Origin of the sequence: Kribbella pratensis (assembly GCF_004366075.1) — a bacterium.
In the GTDB taxonomy this organism is placed as follows: domain Bacteria; phylum Actinomycetota; class Actinomycetes; order Propionibacteriales; family Kribbellaceae; genus Kribbella; species Kribbella pratensis.
The window spans coordinates 444,740-462,998 of the sequence record NZ_SODU01000002.1; the positions used below are offsets into that span (position 1 = coordinate 444,740).

Here is an 18,259-nt window from a genome sequence, read left to right on the forward strand (position 1 = left end):
TGTTCGCGTTCGACAACCCTCCAGCGCCGGACAGGACACCTGGCCGACACCCGCGCGGAGTGGGCGGCACCCACCTTCTCAACCCACCCGCCACGCAATGTTTCACATGAAACATTGCGTCAAGTGTCGACATTGATTTGTCGACATATCTCCCTGGCGATCTATTGCACTAGTTCGCACCACGAACTAGCTCTGTGAGCGCGATCCTAAGCCATCTCGTCGAACTTACATCCCTGTGATTCCCAAGACCGATCCCTCCGAGAGCCGCCTCGGCAACCCCGTTTCACGGCCGCTCGGCTCCGGATTCACGTCGTACGGCGTAGTGGAGGCGAACCGCACCGGCCGCATCCGACTGCGCCGAGAGCAACTGCAGTCGCGTCGGAAACTCACCGACCGCGAGCGGCGATCCGTCCATGACCGACGGCGTCCCGAGTCCGCCGACCAGTGCGGGCGCCAGCTTCAGGTGCAGTTCGTCGATCAGATCTGCCCGCAACAGCGCACCGTTCAACCCGCCGCCGGCGTTCGACAGGATGCACGTAACGCCGAGTTCCGTTCCCATCGCGGCCACAGCTCGGCTCAGATCGACACGCTCTTCGCCGACAACGAGGTAGCAGATGCGTTCCCGGCGGAGGTACCCGAGGTAGTCCGCGGGAGTCGACCGCGCCACCAGAACTAGTGCGTCCCAGTTCTCGTGTCTCTCCGTCCAACGCACTCGTCCGCGACTGTCGACGACGGTGAACCACATGTGCAACGGCGACCGCTGCTCGATGACATCCACCGGAAGGAAGTGTTCGTAGAGCCCGACCGGGTCGCCGTCGTACGTGGGCAGCCGGGCAGGGATCTCGTCCTCACTCACCAGGCTGCCGCTGCCTTCCAGGACGGCATTACACCCATACCGCTGCCTGACGCTCTCCATGACGTCGATCGCGACCGAGTCCGGCGACTGCGGCGTCATCGATGCCCACAGTTCCGAACTTGGCCGATGCATCAAGAGTGCGTTCCGGGTGAGCGCGACCTTGCCGTCGGCACTCGCCTCCACGTTGACCACCACACGCGGTCGCTTCTGCACTGCGTCCTCCCCCGGCTCGCTGGATGGGTGGACGCCAAGTTCTACCAGCGGCCGCCGACAATTCGGCAGGCATGTTCGCAGCTGGACCGCGGGGGTGAGGTCAGTCGTCGGTGGACTTACCCGGGTCCATCAGGCTGACGATGCGCTCCAGGTCGTCCACCGAGGCGAACTCGACGGTGATCTTGCCCTTCGTCTTGCCGAGGTCGACCTTGACGCGGGTCTCGAACCGGTCGGAGAGTCGGTCGGCCAAGTCGACCAGCCGCGGTGCGACCGGCTTGTTCCGGCGGCGCGCCGGTGTGGGATCCTCGGCGCTCATGTCGCCGAGCGAAACGATCTCCTCGACCGTCCGCACCGACAGGCCCTCGGCAACGATCCGCTGCGCGAGCCGCTCGATCGCGTCTCCGCTGGGAAGACCGAGCAGCGCCCGCGCATGGCCGGCGGACAGCACGCCGGCCGCGACCCGACGCTGAACGGAGGCCGGCAGCTTCAGCAGCCGCAGCGTGTTGGAGATCTGCGGCCGGGACCGCCCGATCCGCGTCGCGAGGACTTCCTGCGTGCACCCGAAGTCGTCGAGCATCTGCTGGTACGCCGCCGCCTCTTCCAGTGGGTTCAGCTGGCTCCGGTGGAGGTTCTCCAGGAGCGCGTCCCGCAGCATCGCGTCGTCCGACGTGTCCCGCACGATCGCCGGGATCGTCGCGAGCCCGGCCTGCTGCGTCGCGCGCCAGCGTCGCTCGCCCATGACGAGCTCGTACGAGTCGCCCTCGAGCCGGCGTACGACGATCGGCTGGAGGAGTCCGATCTCCTTGACGGAGTGGACGAGCTCCTCCATCGCCTCCTCGTCGAAGACCGTCCGCGGCTGCTTCGGGTTCGGCGTGATCTTGTCGACGTCGATCTCCGCGAACGACGCCCCCGGCACCGCGGCCAGCTCCGGTCCCTGCGGCTCCGCCGGCGTCGTCACCGGGGGTGCCCCCGGGATCGAGCTCGACTTGCTGCCGAGAGTGGTGGTGCCAGGCGCCGGCGAGCTGGGGATCAGCGCACCAAGTCCGCGTCCGAGTCGGGTGTTCATCGCGCTCCCTCGAGGTCGACATCCTGCTGAGCTACTGCTGGCCTACCACAACGCACACCGGACTCCGCTACTCCCGTACCGGCCCTCGTGTCCCGTTTCACGTGAAACGGTGCGTCAGGCGTTGTTCCGCATGGCGATCTCGCGGGACGCCTCGAGATAGGACAGTGCACCGGCCGACGCCGGGTCGTACGCGAGCACGGTCTGCCCGTGGCTCGGAGCCTCCGAGATCCGCACCGAACGCGGCACGGCGGTCCGCAGTACGGCGTCCTTGAAGTGGCCACGCACCTCGGCGGCGACTTCACCAGCCAGCTTTGTGCGGGCGTCGTACATCGTCAGCAGAATCGTCGACACGTCGAGCCCGGGGTTCAGGTGGGACTTGACCATGTTGATGTGGCGGAGCAGCTGCGACAGGCCCTCCAGTGCGTAGTACTCGCTCTGGATCGGGACCAGCACCTCGCGCGCCGCGGTCAGGGCGTTCACCGTCAGCAGGCCGAGCGACGGCGGGCAGTCGATGAAGACGTAGTCGTACTTCTCACCGGCGGCCTCGGTCTCGGCCAGGTAGGCCTCGAGCACGGTCTTCAGCCGGCTCTCCCGCGCCACCAGGCTGACGAGCTCGATCTCCGCGCCGGCCAGGTCGATCGTTGCCGGAACCACCTGGATCCCGGGGTGTTCCGCGCACGGCTGGATCAGCTTGCCGAGCGGCTCACCTTCGATGACCGCCTCGTACACCCCCGGCGTACCTTCGGCGTGGTCGATACCCAGGGCCGTCGACGCGTTGCCCTGCGGGTCGAGATCGATGACCAGGATCTTCGCGCCGTACAGAGCGAGGCCGGCTGCGACGTTGACCGTCGTCGTGGTCTTGCCGACACCACCCTTCTGGTTGGCGACGACGAAGACTCGGGTCTGGTCGGGCAGCGGGAACTCGCGGCCCATCGTGCGTCCTTCATTCACCAGCAGGGTCCGTTCGGTCGCGGCGGCGATCGGAGTCTCGAGGAGTCGTCGCTGAAGCTCGTCCGACGTGGCCCGCGCGGCGATCTGTGCGGCAGTCATAGCGCCCATTCCAATAGGTGCGGGACTTGGCCCGAAGAGGATGTCTGTAGGGGTCGGGGCGGGTCTACCCCCAGCTCCGTCCACAGGCTTCTGTGGACGAATTCCCGTCTGCGGGGGCAGTTTCATGTGGTCGTCATCCACAGGCGGTGGAGACTCCGAAAGGTCCGGCTCGACGTCCACCAGTGACGCCGAATCGGGCCCGGAACCATCATCCCGCATGTCCGGCGTTTCACGTGAAACGGACGCCGGGTCGTCAGCCACCGGAACGTCGAGACCGGCTGCCGCAGCGGCCTGGAGTCCCGAAGTGTCGATCGGCGGCGACAGGGGTGGCTGCTCGGCAGCCGGTGTCGAAGAGGTCTGTGCTGGGGAAGTGGGAGCGGGCTCTTGACTCACCACCTGAACGGCGGAGTCCGGTTCGGTCGGCCAGCCGATGCCCTGTGACGACGTCGGCACGCCGGTGCTCTTCTCGGGCCACCCGAGGGCACGACTCACCAACCCGCTCACCTCCCGTGTCTTCCGTGCCGGGATCCCCCTGCAGCACGTCCGGCCACAATACTCACCACAGTCGTGGGGTTGGCCAGTTCATCGCCGCCGAGTTGGTGAATATGACAAAGCTCTGCGCCGAGCTTCATCAATTCGCGCTCTGAGGCGTCCAGTTCCTCCTCTGCAGACGCCCCTTTCATCGCCAGCATGAGTCCGCCCTCGACACACAACGGCAGACACCACCTGGCCAACTTGGCCAACGGAGCGACGGCCCGAGACGTCACCACGTCGTACGACGCCGGCGGCAGGTCCTCCGCCCTCGCCCGGACTACGGTCGCGTTCTCGAGCTCGAGCAGGTCGACCGCTTCCTCGAGGAAGGTGGTGCGTCGCAGCAACGGCTCGACGAGATCAACCTGGAGATCGGGACGGACGATCGCGAGCACGATGCCCGGTAGGCCCGCACCGGTGCCGACATCGGCGACCGATGACTCCTCCGGGATCAGCCGCTCGACGAAGGCACAGTTCAACAGGTGCCGATCCCAGAGCCGCGGGACCTCGCGCGGGCCGATCAGTCCTCGCAGGGTCCCCTCGGTCGCCAGCAACTCGGCGTACACCGAAAGCGGCACCGCCGCCCGTGGAAACAGCTTCTCCACGAGCGGCGGTGTTTCACGTGAAACGTAATTCGTCATTGCGGCATCGTCATGGCTGGATCACCACGCGGCGGCGGGGTTCTTCGCCCTCGGACTCCGACGTCAGGCCGGCGGCCGCGACGACGTCGTGCACGACCTTGCGCTCGAACGGCGTCATCGGGTCGAGCCGTACCGGGGTGCCGGTCGCCTTCGCTTCCTCGACCGCCTTGCGGCCGACCTCTTCGAGCTCCGCCTTCCGGTTGGCTCGGTAGTTCGACACGTCGAGCATCAGCCGCGACCGCTCACCGGTCTCCCGGTACACGGCCAGCCGGGTCAGCTCCTGGAGCGCCTCCAGCACCTTGCCGTTCTCGCCGACCAGGTTGTTCAGCTCGGCGCCGACGATGGAGACCGCAGCCCGGTCGCCGTCGATGTCCATGTCGATGTCGCCGTCGAGATCGGCGATGTCGAGCAATTCCTCGAGGTAGTCCGCCGCGATATCGCTCTCGGCCTCGAGCGCCTTCAGGCGGTCGCTACCGGAGTTCGTACTGGCGGACTGCTCCGCCGTGTCGGTGTTCTGCATGCCGTCAGTCACGGGCACTCCTTCACAATGTCGGGATCCGCCTCACGGGGACCCGGGGCATTCAAAAGCAAGAGAGGAACTCGGGGTCCGCGGGGTCAGCGCGAGCCGCCGGAGCGCTTCTGCGCCGCCTTCTTCTGCGCGGCCGACTTCGCCGCGGGCTGGCGCTTCGCTCCCGTACCCTTCTTGCCGGCCGGCTGCTTCTTGGCAGCACCGGCCTGAGTCTTGTTCGGAGTGTCCTGCGGCCGCGGGGCGTCCTCCGGAGTCGACGAGGACGTCTGGCCGTTGTTCGCCGCGGCCGCGCCACCTCCCGCCGGACCGGTGGTCTTCCGGTCGCTGCGCGACTGCCGCTTCGGCTGCTGTCGCTGCGCCGGACGACGGTCCGTGGTCTCGGTGTCGGTCCCCTCGTCCGCCGTACCCGGGACGCCCTCGTCGGCCGAGCGGCCGTGGCGCAGGTTGCTCTCGCGCTTCCGGGCCTGCATCGCGTCGTACGCCGGAGTGCCCGGAGCGGGGTTGCGGCGGATCACGTAGAACTGCTGGCCCATGGTCCACACGTTGGAGACGAACCAGTAGATCAGCACACCGATCGGGAAGTTGAAGCCACCGACGAGGAAGAAGATCGGGAAGACGTACAGCATGATCTTCTGCATCTGCGCGGCCTGGCCGGTGAGGGCCTCCTTCGGCATGTTCTTGCGCATCAGTTGCAGCTGCGTGGTGAACATCGTCGCCGTCATCAGGATGATCAGCACGATCGCGACGACCTTGACGTTGCCGGCGCCGTCGCCGTTCGCCTTCAGGAAGGTCTGCGAGATCTCGGCGCCGAAGATCTTCGCATGCTGCAGCGACTGGACGTGCGGATCCATGATGCTGCTGTGCGTCTTGCCCTTCGACGCGTAGTCGAGCACGCGGAACAGGGCCAGGAAGATCGGCGACTGCAGCAGCAGCGGCAGGCACGAGGAGAACGGGTTGGTCCCGGTCTCCTTGTACAGCTTCATCATTTCCTGACCGAGCTTCTCCCGGTCGTGGCCGTACTTCTTCTGCAGCTCCTTCATCTTCGGCTGCAGCAGTTGCATGTTCCGGCTGGAGCGGATCTGCCGGACGAACAGTGGAATCAGCAGGGTCCGGATGACGATCGTCAGGCCGGCGATCGAGAGCGCCCAGGCCCAGCCGCCGTTCGGGTCGAGCACCTGGCCGAGCAGCCAGTGCCACCCGACCAGCAGTGCCGATACGGCCCAGTACAGCGGCGTCATCACCGTGTTGAACAGGTCTACGATCCCGTCCCACACCGCGAGCCCGGGGATGGCCAGAAGAGTCACTCACACACCTCGCTGCACAGGCCCGGCGTCGGCTGACGGTCCGGGCTGGTTGGCGGAGAGAGACTCTCCGCGCTGGTCGACATCTCTGGGAGGAACGGGGTCGTAGCCTCCGGGGTTCCACGGGTGGCAGCGAAGGAGTCGTCTCCCCGCCAGCCAGCTACCGCGCACCGCACCGTGGCGTTCGACCGCTTCCAAGGCATACGCCGAACAACTCGGGTAGAACCTGCAGACCTGCCCGTAGAGCGGGCTGATCAGCAGCCGGTACAACTTCAGGAAACCGATGATCCCGCTGCGTACGGGATTGACGCGCATCATGGCCGCAGCGCCCGGCTCAGGGCGCCGTCGACGTCGGCCGCGAGCTCGTCGTACGACGCCGCGGCGGACGACGGGAGCGCGCGGACGACGGTCAGGCTGCCGGCCGGGAGATCGGAGAGCCGCGTGGCCATCACCGCACGCAGACGGCGGTGGACCCGGTTCCGCAGAACCGCATTGCCCACCGCCTTGTTCACAACGAATCCGACGCGCGCCGGGCCGGATTCACCGGCCTGCGCCAGCACGTGCAGAACCACCACGCGCCGCGCCGCGCGCCGTCCGGACCGGACGGCGCGACGGAAGTCGTCGGACCGGCGCAACCGGTTCGACGCGGGCAACACGAGGTGGTCACCGTGAAATGGGTCGCTCAGGCCGCGAGGCGCTGACGACCCTTGCCACGGCGGGCGGCGATGATCGCGCGACCCGCACGGGTACGCATCCGAAGACGGAAGCCGTGCTTCTTGTGCCGACGACGGTTGTTCGGCTGGAACGTCCGCTTGCTCACTGGAATGACTCCGGTTACTCGAGAACACAAAATGTCGACAAATCCACTGATTGGATCTGTCCAAGGTGCCTGTCCTGCACACCGTCGGAGAACCAGAGAACAGATCCCGCAGGGAGCGCAGCACGAAACGGCCGGCTCAACACCGACCGATCCACGGTACGTGCCTGCTTGTGGACAGGTCAAACCAGGTATCCCCAGACTTTTCCACAGGCATGTGGACAGGATAGTGGGCAACCGATCGGGCCAGTGTTCGTCACTGTCCGACCGGAACGACGACAGAGAGCGATTTCGCACCACGACTACGCTCCGGCGTCCACCCGACACGCCGCAGGTTGCCCCCAATTTGCTGTTCATAGCCTGTGGATGACGGCTTGAAGGTGCCTGCTCGGACTTGTTAGCGTCACTCCCTCACACCAGAGGTCCCACACCCCGCGATCGGTAACCAACTTGCTCCGGCGGTCGTTCACAACTGTGGACAACCGTGTGGACAGAGGCCGTACGGTGGTCGGGTCGAACGGTCGCGCAGCCCGGGATCAACTCCGGATCGCGCCGGCCACCGCAGCGACGAAATCGGGGAGCAACGCGTGGTCGAGGACCATTCCGCCAGTGCGGAATTCACACCGGTGGAATTCACCCCCGAGTACCGGGCGGAGTACGGCGCGGACGGCCGGCAGGACCTTCGGCCCGAACCCGACGCCGACATCCGTCCCGAGCCCGAGGCGAACTTCCGCACCGAGGTCCGGCCCGTGCCGGAGCCGCTCCCTCGCGCCGAGACCGGGCCGGTGGGGCCACTGCAGCCACCTGCTCCAACGCCGGCACCGACCCAGACGCCGACACCGCGGATGGATCCGGGCGACTATCTGAGCCCGTCGCTTCCGATCCCGATGCCCGAGCCGCCGGCCGCGGGGTACCGCCCCGCACCGCCCGCGTCTCCCTATGGCTACCGCTCCGACCTGGAGCGCGCAGCCACTGATCTTCCGTCCGGCCCAGCTCAGTCCACGGCAGGTACGACGTACTTCGGTGCGGCGCCGGCCGTCAATCAGTACCCCGGTGCGGGCGACGCCTGGGGTACGACGGATTGGGGTACTGGGGGCGGCGATGCACGAGGCGCGGTACCGATCGAGGGGGAGGCACGTGTGGACGATGCAGCCACCAACCAGTGGTCACCCGACAGCCGGCCAACGCAGGAGAGCGCGGCCGCGCACCCAACCGCCGAACACCGTCCAGCCGAGCTCCCCCTACCCGAGCCTGTAGCTCCAGAGCCGGCCACCGACCAACTCTTCTCCGAGGCGCAGCTCCCGGAACAGCACACCCAGGACCACCAGGCGCCCGAACAGCAGGCGCCCACTCAGCAGGCACCCGAGCAGCATGTGCCGACTCAGCAGGCACCTGTCGAGCACACACCTGACCAGCAGCCGGCTGAGCCCACCGCACCGCAAGAGCAGGTGACGCAGCAAGAGCACGTGGCACAGCAAGAGCACGTAGCTCAGCAGCAGGTCCCGCAGCAGCACGCTCCGCAAGAGCACGCCCAGCAAGCACCTCAGCAAGCACCTCAGCACCACGCTCCGCAGGAGCACGCTCAGCAAGAGCACGCTCCGCAAGCACCTCAGCAGCACGTGCCGCAACAGCACGTGCCGCAACAGCAGGTGCCGCAACAGCCCACTCACCAGCCGCTTCCGGCAGCTGCGCACAACTCTGCGCCCCAGGACGCGGTTCCTCAGCAGTCCGGATACCAGCAGCCGGCCCAGCAACCGCAGTACGCCCAGCAGCCGAGTGACCAGCAGTCAGCTCCGCAGCACCCGGGCTCACAGCAGGCCCCGCAACAGCAAACGCCGCATCATCAAGCCCCACAGCAGCAGGCACCACAGCAGCAGGCACCCCAACAGCAGGCACCCCAACAGCAGGCACCCCAACAGCAGGCACCCCAACAGCAGGGGCAGCCCCAGCAGGGGCAGGCGCCGGCGGTTACGGATCTTGGGGAGGCTTGGGCTCGGGTGCTTGCGGGTCTGCCGCCGAACCAGCGGGCCTGGTTGACCAACTCGCGTCCGGTCACGTTGCACGAGAGCACCGCGATCGTCGCCGTACCCGACGACTTCACCCGCGGTCAGCTCGAGACGCGCCTCCGTCCCGACCTGGAGCGGATCCTCACCGAGAGCTTCGGTCGCGACATCCGGATCGCAGTCACGGTCGACCCGTCCCTCGACCCGGAGGTCCGCGAGCAGCAGGCTCCCCAGCAACCGCAGTACACGCAGCAGCCGGTGCAGAACCCACAACAGCACCCCCAGCACGCACCACAACAGCAGCCGATGCAGCAACAACCGATGCAGCCGGCTCAACAGCAACCCGCCGTACGCGAACCGCTTCGCACAGACGGAGCGTTCCAGCCGACCATCCAGTCCGCCCTGACGGATCCGGACAACCAGTTCAGCCAGCCCCCGGCCCAAGCGCCGCAGCACTACCAGCAGCAGCCGCAACAGTCCTCGTTCGGCCAGCCGCTCGGATCGGTCGCCCCGCCGCCGAACGGCTCGACGCAGTCAGCCACCGAGGCGCAGGGGGAAGCTCGGCTCAACCCGAAGTACACCTTCGAGACCTTCGTCATCGGCAGCTCGAACCGCTTCGCCCACGCGGCCGCGGTCGCCGTCGCGGAAGCGCCGGGCAAGGCCTACAACCCACAGCTGATCTACGGCGACTCCGGTCTGGGCAAGACCCACCTGCTGCATGCGATCGGGCACTACGTCCGCAGTCTCTACACCGGCGCCCGCGTGCGGTACGTCTCCAGCGAAGAGTTCACCAACGACTTCATCAACGCGATCCGCGACGACAAGGCCTCCCAGTTCCAGCGCCGGTACCGCGATGTCGACGTACTACTGATCGACGACATCCAGTTCCTGGAAGGCAAGATCCAGACCCAGGAAGAGTTCTTCCACACCTTCAACACGCTGCACAACGCGAACAAGCAGATCGTGATCAGCTCCGACCGCGCGCCGAAACGCCTGGAGGCGCTGGAGGACCGGCTGCGGAACCGGTTCGAGTGGGGCCTGATCACCGACATCCAGCCGCCCGACCTCGAGACCCGGATCGCGATCCTGCGGAAGAAGGCCGCCACCGAGCGGCTGACGGCGCCGCCGGAGGTGCTGGAGTTCATCGCGTCGAAGGTGCAGACGAACATCCGGGAGCTCGAGGGCGCCCTGATCCGCGTCACCGCGTTCGCCAGCCTGAACCGGCAGCCGGTCGACCTGAGTCTCGCCGAGATCGTGCTGAAGGACCTGATCCCCGAAGGCAGCAAGCCCGAGGTGACCGCGAGCATGATCATGGGCCAGACCGCGTCGTACTTCGGTCTCTCGATCGACGACCTGTGCGGTTCGAGCCGCAGCCGGGTGCTCGTGACGGCCCGTCAGATCGCCATGTATCTGTGCCGCGAGCTGACCGATCTGTCGCTGCCGAAGATCGGCCAGCAGTTCGGCGGCCGCGACCACACGACGGTGATGCACGCCGAACGGAAGATCCGGCAACTGATGTCGGAACGGCGCAGCGTCTTCAATCAGGTCACCGAACTGACCAACCGGATCAAGCACCAAGCCAAGCAGCAATAACCACACAGGCTGGGGACACAGCTGTGGAAAACTGTGGGTATCGCCGTGGAAAGGTCCGGTCAGGGTGTGGATTCGCTGTGGGGACAGATTTCGCCGTCCACGGCCGTCCCCAGCACAAGCGAGCGTCGTCCACACGGCGTCCCCACCCCGAAACAGGGTCTGACCTGCGAAGTCGGAGCTTTTCCACAGTATCCACCGGTGCGAAGAACACTATGGAATCTGTAGAGAGATCGAAGGCCACAAAACGATCGAGCGGCCCGATCTGGGGAAAACCCCGATCTCGCGCCGGCTTGCCGGACCTGTCAGGCTGTTCCCGGAAGCACGAAAAGCACGACCGGTACGACGACGACGCGACCCGCCCGAAGCGCCACGTCTGGCCCGATTGGCGCACAGCACACTTGTCCGTGGCAGGATCTGCCTGGCACACAGCCGAAACAGGAGGCACCCAGCGGTGAAGTTTCGCGTCGAGCGCGACGTACTGGCCGAGTCGGTGGCCTGGGCCGCGCGCAGTTTGCCCAGTCGTCCCAGCGTCCCGATCCTTGCCGGCCTTCTGGTCGAGGCCGAGGACGGGCAGATCACCCTGTCCGGCTTCGACTACGAGACCTCGGTCCGGGTGACGGTCCCCGCGCAGGTGGCCGACGCCGGCAAGTGCCTGATCTCCGGCCGGCTCGTCGCCGACATCTCCAAGAGTCTTCCGAACCAGCCCGTGGACGTCGCGGTGGACGGCGCGAAGGCACAGGTCACCTGTGGCAGTTCGCGCTTCACGCTCCAGACGCTTCCCACAGAGGAATATCCGGCCCTTCCGGAGCTTCCGGCGGCCAGCGGCACGGTGAAGGCCGACGTCTTCGCCCAGGCCGTCTCGCAGGTCGTGACCGCGGCCGGCCGTGAGGACACGCTGCCGGTGCTGACCGGTGTCCGGGTCGAGATCGAGGGCTCCACGATCTCCTTGCTGGCCACCGACCGTTACCGGTTGGCGATCCGTGAACTGGAGTGGAACCCACAGTCCCCCGATGCCTCGGCCGCTGCGCTGATTCCGGCGCGTGTGCTGTCCGAGACGGCGAAGGCGATGACCGGCTCCGACGTGATCGTCTCGCTGGCCGCGCCCGGTACCGGTGACGGCATCGTCGGCTTCGAGGGTGAGGTGGCCGGCGGCAGTCGCCGTGCGACCACCCGGTTGCTGGACGGCGAGTTCCCGAAGGTCCGCGGCATCATCCCGACCGACGCGGCGATCGCGACCCGGGTCCGGATCGACACTGCGACCCTTGTCGAGGCCGTCAAGCGCGTCGCCCTCGTCGCCGAGCGCAACGCTCCGGTCCGGTTGACCTTCGAGGAGGACACCGTGACGCTCGACGCCGGCAGCGGTGACGAGGCGCAGGCGTCCGAGTCGCTCGAGGCGCGGGTCGTCGGCGAGCCGGTGACCGTAGGCTTCAATCCGACGTACCTGCTCGACGGTCTCGGCGCGATCGGTACGCCGGTTGCGCACCTGGCCTTCACGCAGGCCACGAAGCCGGCCGAACTGACCGGTGTGAGGGACTTCGACGGCGAACCGATCAGCGAGTTCCGCTACGTGCTGATGCCGGTCCGCCTGAACAGCTGAACACCAACAGAACAAGGGGATTCACGATGGAGCTCGGCCTTGTCGGTCTCGGCAAGATGGGCGGCAACATGCGCCAGCGGATCCGCAACGCCGGTCACACGGTGGTCGGATTCGACCACAACCAGGACATCTCCGACGCCAAGGACCTGGCCGACATGGTCGGCAAGCTGACCGCGACCGACCAGCCGAAGGTGGTCTGGGTGATGGTCCCGGTGCAGGCGATCGACCCGGTCGTCACCGAGCTGGCCGAGCTGCTCTCCCCCGGCGACATCGTCATCGACGGCGGCAACAGCCGCTGGACCGACGACACCCGTCGTGCCGCCCAGCTCGCCGAGAAGGACATCCGCTTCGTCGACTGCGGCGTCTCCGGCGGAGTGTGGGGTCTGGAGAACGGCTACGCGCTGATGTGCGGCGGTGACCAGGAGACCGTCGACATCGTGATGCCGATCTTCGAGGCATTGAAGCCCGAGGGCGACTTCGGGTTCGTGCACGCCGGCAAGGTCGGCGCCGGACACTTCTCGAAGATGGTTCACAACGGCATCGAGTACGCGATCATGCAGGCGTATGCCGAGGGCTTCGAGCTGCTCGAGGCCGCGGACATCGTGGACAACGTGCCGGAGACGTTCGAGTCGTGGCGCGAGGGCACCGTGATCCGGTCCTGGCTGCTGGACCTGATGGTCAACGCCCTCAAGGACGACACCCACCTGGACAAGATCCGCGGGTATGCCGAGGACTCCGGCGAGGGCCGGTGGACCGTCGAGGCCGCGATCGACAACGCCGTACCGGTGCCGGCCATCGCCGCGTCGCTGTTCGCCCGGTTCGCGTCCCGGCAGGACGACTCGCCGGCGATGAAGGCGATCGCCGCGATGCGCAACCAGTTCGGCGGGCACGCGGTGAAGGGCGCCGAGGCGGCCGACCCGTCGTACGCGACACCGCCGACCAAGCACTGAGGTGTACGTCACCGCCCTGGGTCTGCTCGACTTCCGGTCCTACCAGCAGGCGGAGGTCCAGCTCACTCCGGGCGTGACGTCCTTCGTCGGGCCGAACGGCCACGGCAAGACCAACCTGGTCGAGGCGATCCACTACACCGCGACCCTCGGTTCGCACCGGGTGGCGAACGACGCACCGCTGGTGCGGGCGGGCGCCACCCGGGCGATCGTGCGGACGGAGATCCGCAGCCAGTACGACCGCGACGTGGTGGTCGAGCTGGAAATCAATCCTGGGAAGGCAAACCGGGCCCGGGTCAACCGCTCGCCGGTGCCGCGGCCACGCGAAGTGCTCGGACTGCTCCGCACGGTGCTGTTCGCGCCGGAGGATCTCGCGCTGGTGAAGGGCGATCCGTCCGAGCGCCGGCGGTTCCTGGACGAACTGCTGACGCTGCGGTCACCGCGGATGGCCGGCGTACGGCAGGACTACGACCGGGTGCTGAAGCAACGGAACTCGTTGCTCCGGAGCGCATCGCAGGCCCGCCGGCAGAACCGCTCGAGTGCCGCCGAGAGCCAGTTGCGCACGCTCGAGGTCTGGGATTCGAACCTGGCACGCGCCGGGTCCGAGCTGCTGGCGACCCGCCTGGAGTTGCTGGAGGCGCTGCGCCCGTTGGTGTCCAGCGCGTACGACGCTGTTGCCCGGGGCAAGGGTGATGCGCGGCTCGAGTACAAGTCGTCCGTGCTGCTCGAGCCCGGCGTGGTGTCGCGGGAGCAGCTCGAGGAGGTGCTGCTCGCGGCGGTGCGGGACAAGCGGCAGGACGAGCTCGACCGTGGTGTGTCGCTGGTCGGCCCGCACCGCGACGACGTCGTACTGGGGCTCGGGGACTTGCCTGCGAAGGGGTATGCGAGTCACGGTGAGTCCTGGTCGTTCGCGCTCGCGCTGCGGCTGGCGTCGTACGACCTGCTGCGCGCGGACGGAGGTGAACCGGTGCTGATCCTCGACGACGTTTTCGCCGAGCTCGACTCGCAGCGCCGGGACCGGCTGGCCGAGCTGGTCGCGCCGGCCGAGCAGGTGCTGGTGACCGCGGCGGTCGGTGCGGACGTGCCCGATGAGCTGAGCGGGGCGCGCTTCGAGGTGGGTGAAGGGGTCGTTCAGCGTGCCTGAACCCCCGGATTCCTCTGAGAGCGGCTCCGAGAGCGAGCAGGTTCACGACAAGCAGGGCCTGGAGCTGGCGAAATCGCTGGCAGCCCGGCTGAAGCAGCAGGCGGCGAAGGGCGGCATCATTCCGGTCAAACGCCGCCGGCGGCCGCGGATCGGCGGCGCCCAGATCAGCAGCGCCCGCCCCGACGACCGTGACCCACAGCGGCTGACCAACACCCTCGGCCGGCTGATGCGCGACCAGGGCTGGGAGGTCGACGTCGCCGTCCACGGTGTGATGGCTCGCTGGCCGTCCATCGTCGGCCCGGAAATGGCCGAACACTGCAAGCCGGAGTCGTACGACGACACAGTGCTGACCGTCCGTACGTCGTCGACCGCGTGGAAGGTCCAGCTCGACCTGCTGGTCCCGCAACTACTCTTCCGGCTGAACGCCGAACTCGGCGAAGGGACCGTCTCCCAGGTGAAGGTCCTCGGCCCCAACACGTACACCTGGCGCAAGGGTCCCCGCACCGTCCGCGGCGGCCGCGGCCCCCGGGACACCTACGGATAACGGCCTGAATTGCTGGGAGGACCCGGCCCTCCCCTAGGATCAGGCGCGATGCGTACGCTCGTTGACGGCTTTCGCGAGATGGTCCACCTGATCGGAGATACCTTCCGGCTCTGGTGGAAGAACCTCCTGCCCATGACCACCTGGTGGCTCGCCGGCTTCGTCGGGTTCACGGTGTGCGCGCAGGGCGCGATCTGGCTGGCACAGCACCTGCACTCGAGTCTGGGCACCGGCCTGTTCGCGGTCGGCGTACTGCTGCAGATCACCGCGTCGGTCGGCATGATCCGGACCTGTGCGATGTCGCTCTACCGCTGGCGGGACGCGGCGAGCAACGAGGCCGAGGAAACGTCCGACCCGACGCAGCGTGGCCTGCTGGAGTTGCTGGCGGTGACGCTGCTGCCGTTGGTCGCGGTCTGGTCGGCGTGGGGCTTCTTCGACGAACAGGTCAGTCAACTGAGCGCGACGTTCATGGTCCAGAACGGGACGCAGCCTGGCTCGTCCTTCTTCAAGCTCGGCAATCACAACTGGCACGGGTACTTGCCCGCGCTCGCCGTACTGCTGGTGCTGCGCCGGGTGTTCCAGGCCATCGACGACCGGTGGCCGAGCCGTCCGGTGAAGTTCGCCCAGGTCTGGGCCGAGGCCTTCTTCGTGCTGCTCACGTTCGTGATCACGCCGTTCGCGATCGGCCAGGGCAAGGAGTGGTTCAAGGACCGCTCGTTCTGGTACTGGTCGCTGGACTGGTGGGACGGCTTCAAGGGTTTCTTCGAGAAGATCCACATCCCGATCCCGGCCGGCATCGAGTTCCTCTGGGGCTTCTTCTGGGAGTCCCTCTGGCCGCTGTTCAAGCTGGGCGTCGCGGAGCCGCTGACGTGGCTGGCGATCACCACCGTGGTTTTCGGTCACCGCGTGCTCTCGGGCGGCGGTGTGTTCCGGGGTACGCGGCTGGAACGCCGACTCGGCGCGCACGTCGAGCAGCAGGAGGCGCCGCAGCGGGGCCGGCTGGTCGGCCTGACCTACAAGGCCCCGGACCTGCTGCTGGCGGGCGTGCGGGAGAAGTTCTACCCCGCGATCAACGCGTTCCGCCTCCTCGTCCGGGTCGGACCGGTGTTCCTCGGCGTGGTCTGCCTCGTCTACACGTTCTGGGTGCTCGGTAACGACTGGGCGTTCGTGGTGTTCCAGCGGATGCTCGGCATCCACGGCCAGTACTGGGGCCTGATGAACCACGAGATCGCGAACCTGATCCAGCGGCTGCTGTTCGAGCCGCTGCGGATCGCGCTTCTGGCGGCCGCCTTCGACCTGTGCATCTCGGTCGGCAACGAGCGGCGCGCCGAGGCGGCGGCGATCGCCGAGGCCAAGGCGCCGCCGCCGGCCAAGCAGCCGGTTCCCGTGAACGCCTGACCGCAGCCGCGGTCAGGGAGTGATCAGGACCCGCCGGTGGACGTAAAAGTCCTCGACGGTCAGGCCGATCAGGTTCGGTACGGCGCTCTTCGGGACGATGTAGACCTTGGCGACCTTCCCCGGCTTGTCGATCGTGAACGGGTGGTCGTCGTCGCCGCAGAAGGTCGGCAGCGGGTAGCCGGTCGCCAGGGTGTCGTCCCAGGTGTTGCCCTTGCTGTCCCGCAGCAGCGCGTCACAGCTGAATCCCCGGTCGTCGAGGTGGAGTCCCTTGCGTGGCGTCACGGTGAGCGTGGCCAGCACGAAGATCGACCCGGCCGGTGCGTCGAGCTGGATCGCCTCGCCGTCCTCGTTCAGGATCGACGTGTAGGCCTTCATCGAGTCCAGTTTCCACTCGATGTCCTGGACCGTGACCGGGCCTTGGCTGACGACCTCGTCGATCCGTCCCTGGTTGTAGATCCGCTCGCCGTCGCTCAGATACGGATGGAGCACGGTGAACGTCCCCACGCCCAGCAGGGCGATCAGCAAAGCGATCTGAACGGCCAGCCGGCTCGCCCGGCTCGCGAGGTTCACGACGCCACCCGGGTGACGTCGTCGTTGACGACGTACTGGTCGACGGCGCCGTCGACCATCTGCTGGGCGATGGCCTCGGTCGGGACACCCAGGTCGACGCGGATCTCGGAGTTGTACACGTTGAAGAACATGGTGGGCTTGAGTCTCAGGGTCAGGCCCTTCAGATCGGCCGGGTTGGCCTCGAAGACGACGGTCCCGGTGCTCGCGAAGCCGGCGTCGGGAAAGTCGATTCGGCTCTCGCTGGGGTCGCTGACCTTCTGGTACACGCTGCCCCCGTCGGTGATCAGCGTCGGGGTGAACGAATCGGGGTCCTTCACGCCGCGGATCGCGTCCCATTCGACCGCCACGAAGACGCCGTTGGTGTCGAACGGCTTGTCGTCGTCACCCGCATCGGCGCTGACGATCGATTTGGCGAACTTGATCCGGATGACCTTCATCGTCGACCCGCTGCCGGCGTACGGGAGCGCCTCACCGATGGTGCCGTGGACGACCTTCAGGTTCTGGTCTTCGCCGTAGACGTGGTCGGGGCCCGCCAGTCGGGTCACCCCGCCGAGGAGGACGAACAGCAGGCCGACCAGGACGGTCGCCGGGCGGTAGAGCTTCATCGATTCTTCCCGTCGTCGACGACAACGGTCGGCTTGAGCCGTACGACGGCCGCCGCATCCTCGTTGTGCCAGTACGGCTTCTCGTTCAGTCCGAGCGAGCCGTTGTCACCCTCGTAGTGCTCCTGGAGGACCCCGATCTCGACGACGTCGGCAGTGAAGTCCGGATCGACGTCGAACTTGGTGCTGCACTCTTCCGGCGGCAGTCCGTAGACCAACTCCCAGTTCAGGCCGCCGTGGCAGTCACCGCCGTTGGACTCGATCAGGTCCTTGCCCCCGCCCGGAACGAACTTGAGCAGGCGGCCGCTCACCGACTCGCTCTTCTGTTCCTCGGTGTCGATGTTCTTCGCGGTGAAGTACACGCGCAGTGTTGTCTCGGCCTTGCTGTAGTCGGTCTTCGGCTTCCGGACGATCTCCGCCTTGGTGAAGTTGAACTCGAACCGGCCGGCCGTCACCGTCGCCGGGGCATCCAGGGTCGGGACCGTGCGGCCCTTCTTCTCCTTCCAGCCGCCGGTGGCCAGAATCACCAGGGCAGCCGCCACGATGAGGGCGATCAGCAGCAACCAGATCCGCCGGTGCCGGTGAATCACCCGGTCGGCGATCATCGCGTCGATGACCTCGTCGAGACTTTCCACGGCTGCGATCCTAAGGGGCGGTGGGTGCGCGCCGGGCACCCGTCGTCCCGGGCCGCCTCGAACGGGCCTGAGCGGTCTGGACCGGTGAGTGCCGCAACGGTCAGTGGCGAAACAGCCGGAGGCCACTGAGTGCCCGTGAGCGCTTTCTGGCCCCCCACCCGCGAGAGGGGACATGGAGATGAGGGAGAAAAGACGCCCTGAGGTGAGTTTCGGGCGGCTGGTGGC

The 18,259-nt window shown here is 67.2% G+C and carries 18 protein-coding genes and 1 pseudogene; 6 read left to right on the plus strand and 13 right to left on the minus strand.

Annotated elements, in window-relative coordinates:
* Positions 1-283: 283 nt before the first annotated feature.
* The 10 genes and pseudogenes from EV137_RS17130 to EV137_RS40590 form a co-directional block, all read right to left on the minus strand.
* Positions 284-1,069, minus strand: a complete 786-nt coding sequence (locus EV137_RS17130) for a RibD family protein (RefSeq protein ID WP_166679915.1) — start codon at positions 1,067-1,069, stop codon at positions 284-286.
* A gap of 100 nt (positions 1,070-1,169) precedes the next feature.
* Positions 1,170-2,135 carry a ParB/RepB/Spo0J family partition protein gene (locus tag EV137_RS17135; protein ID WP_133996530.1) on the minus strand — a complete coding sequence of 322 codons (966 nt, stop codon included), beginning with the start codon at positions 2,133-2,135 and terminating at the stop codon, positions 1,170-1,172.
* A gap of 114 nt (positions 2,136-2,249) precedes the next feature.
* On the minus strand, positions 2,250-3,185 hold the full coding sequence (locus EV137_RS17140) for a ParA family protein (RefSeq protein WP_305000158.1): 936 nt from the start codon (positions 3,183-3,185) through the stop codon (positions 2,250-2,252).
* A gap of 500 nt (positions 3,186-3,685) precedes the next feature.
* On the minus strand, positions 3,686-4,357 hold the full coding sequence (rsmG, locus tag EV137_RS17145) for a 16S rRNA (guanine(527)-N(7))-methyltransferase RsmG (RefSeq protein WP_134129969.1): 672 nt from the start codon (positions 4,355-4,357) through the stop codon (positions 3,686-3,688).
* A 10-nt stretch (positions 4,358-4,367) separates the two neighbouring features.
* Positions 4,368-4,889 carry a Jag family protein gene (locus tag EV137_RS17150; RefSeq protein ID WP_445991793.1) on the minus strand — a complete coding sequence of 174 codons (522 nt, stop codon included), beginning with the start codon at positions 4,887-4,889 and terminating at the stop codon, positions 4,368-4,370.
* 311 nt (positions 4,890-5,200) lie between these two features.
* Positions 5,201-6,181, minus strand: a pseudogene (gene yidC, locus EV137_RS17155) (membrane protein insertase YidC); the annotation flags it as partial.
* Between the two features lie 9 nt (positions 6,182-6,190).
* On the minus strand, positions 6,191-6,505 hold the full coding sequence (gene yidD / locus EV137_RS17160; protein WP_311136377.1) for a membrane protein insertion efficiency factor YidD: 315 nt from the start codon (positions 6,503-6,505) through the stop codon (positions 6,191-6,193).
* Positions 6,502-6,843, minus strand: coding sequence for a ribonuclease P protein component (gene rnpA, locus EV137_RS17165; RefSeq protein WP_133996540.1), 342 nt, complete (start codon positions 6,841-6,843; stop codon positions 6,502-6,504). The genes yidD and rnpA overlap by 4 nt, the downstream gene beginning before the upstream one ends.
* A 26-nt stretch (positions 6,844-6,869) precedes the next feature.
* Positions 6,870-7,007, minus strand: coding sequence for a 50S ribosomal protein L34 (gene rpmH / locus EV137_RS17170; RefSeq protein ID WP_130386492.1), 138 nt, complete (start codon positions 7,005-7,007; stop codon positions 6,870-6,872).
* 1,238 nt (positions 7,008-8,245) lie between these two features.
* Positions 8,246-8,674 carry a hypothetical protein gene (locus EV137_RS40590; protein ID WP_166679917.1) on the minus strand — a complete coding sequence of 143 codons (429 nt, stop codon included), beginning with the start codon at positions 8,672-8,674 and terminating at the stop codon, positions 8,246-8,248.
* Between the two features lie 327 nt (positions 8,675-9,001).
* On the opposite strand from EV137_RS40590, the gene dnaA reads away from it, so the two are divergent.
* The 6 genes from dnaA to EV137_RS17200 all read left to right on the plus strand — a co-directional run bounded on the left by dnaA (position 9,002) and on the right by EV137_RS17200 (position 16,227).
* The gene (gene dnaA, locus EV137_RS17175) at positions 9,002-10,600 is read left to right on the plus strand and encodes a chromosomal replication initiator protein DnaA (protein WP_134130824.1); all 1,599 of its coding nucleotides are present in this window, start codon (positions 9,002-9,004) and stop codon (positions 10,598-10,600) included.
* 451 nt (positions 10,601-11,051) lie between these two features.
* Entirely contained in the window at positions 11,052-12,197 is a 1,146-nt protein-coding gene (gene dnaN / locus EV137_RS17180; RefSeq protein WP_133996546.1) for a DNA polymerase III subunit beta, read from the plus strand.
* Between the two features lie 26 nt (positions 12,198-12,223).
* Positions 12,224-13,147 carry a phosphogluconate dehydrogenase (NAD(+)-dependent, decarboxylating) gene (gene gnd / locus EV137_RS17185; RefSeq protein WP_133996549.1) on the plus strand — a complete coding sequence of 308 codons (924 nt, stop codon included), beginning with the start codon at positions 12,224-12,226 and terminating at the stop codon, positions 13,145-13,147.
* Position 13,148: 1 nt separating this feature from the next.
* Positions 13,149-14,288, plus strand: coding sequence for a DNA replication/repair protein RecF (gene recF / locus EV137_RS17190; RefSeq protein WP_133783829.1), 1,140 nt, complete (start codon positions 13,149-13,151; stop codon positions 14,286-14,288).
* The gene (locus EV137_RS17195) at positions 14,281-14,832 is read left to right on the plus strand and encodes a DciA family protein (RefSeq protein WP_134129971.1); all 552 of its coding nucleotides are present in this window, start codon (positions 14,281-14,283) and stop codon (positions 14,830-14,832) included. Before recF ends, EV137_RS17195 begins: the two co-directional genes overlap by 8 nt.
* A gap of 48 nt (positions 14,833-14,880) precedes the next feature.
* Entirely contained in the window at positions 14,881-16,227 is a 1,347-nt protein-coding gene (locus EV137_RS17200) for a hypothetical protein (protein ID WP_133996558.1), read from the plus strand.
* Between the two features lie 12 nt (positions 16,228-16,239).
* Here the strand turns inward: EV137_RS17200 and EV137_RS17205 are convergent, their stop codons facing one another.
* The 3 genes from EV137_RS17205 to EV137_RS17215 are packed head-to-tail and all read right to left on the minus strand — an operon-like array spanning position 16,240 to position 18,034.
* Positions 16,240-16,797 carry a hypothetical protein gene (locus tag EV137_RS17205; protein WP_134129972.1) on the minus strand — a complete coding sequence of 186 codons (558 nt, stop codon included), beginning with the start codon at positions 16,795-16,797 and terminating at the stop codon, positions 16,240-16,242.
* Positions 16,794-17,402 carry a hypothetical protein gene (locus EV137_RS17210; protein ID WP_134129973.1) on the minus strand — a complete coding sequence of 203 codons (609 nt, stop codon included), beginning with the start codon at positions 17,400-17,402 and terminating at the stop codon, positions 16,794-16,796. The genes EV137_RS17205 and EV137_RS17210 overlap by 4 nt, the downstream gene beginning before the upstream one ends.
* Complete coding sequence (locus EV137_RS17215) at positions 17,399-18,034, minus strand: hypothetical protein (protein WP_133996568.1); 636 nt, start codon at positions 18,032-18,034, stop codon at positions 17,399-17,401. Before EV137_RS17215 ends, EV137_RS17210 begins: the two co-directional genes overlap by 4 nt.
* Positions 18,035-18,259: the final 225 nt, after the last annotated feature.

Bases quoted from the DNA above. Each gene is read 5' to 3' on its own strand.
- EV137_RS17135 (WP_133996530.1), bottom strand. From the start codon at position 2,135: ATGAACACCCGACTCGGACGCGGACTTGGTGCGCTGATCCCCAGCTCG.
- EV137_RS17140 (WP_305000158.1), bottom strand. From the start codon at position 3,185: ATGACTGCCGCACAGATCGCCGCGCGGGCCACGTCGGACGAGCTTCAG.
- rsmG (WP_134129969.1), bottom strand. From the start codon at position 4,357: ATGACGAATTACGTTTCACGTGAAACACCGCCGCTCGTGGAGAAGCTG.
- yidD (WP_311136377.1), bottom strand. From the start codon at position 6,505: ATGATGCGCGTCAATCCCGTACGCAGCGGGATCATCGGTTTCCTGAAG.
- gnd (WP_133996549.1), top strand. From the start codon at position 12,224: ATGGAGCTCGGCCTTGTCGGTCTCGGCAAGATGGGCGGCAACATGCGC.
- EV137_RS17200 (WP_133996558.1), top strand. From the start codon at position 14,881: ATGCGTACGCTCGTTGACGGCTTTCGCGAGATGGTCCACCTGATCGGA.
- EV137_RS17210 (WP_134129973.1), bottom strand. From the start codon at position 17,402: ATGAAGCTCTACCGCCCGGCGACCGTCCTGGTCGGCCTGCTGTTCGTC.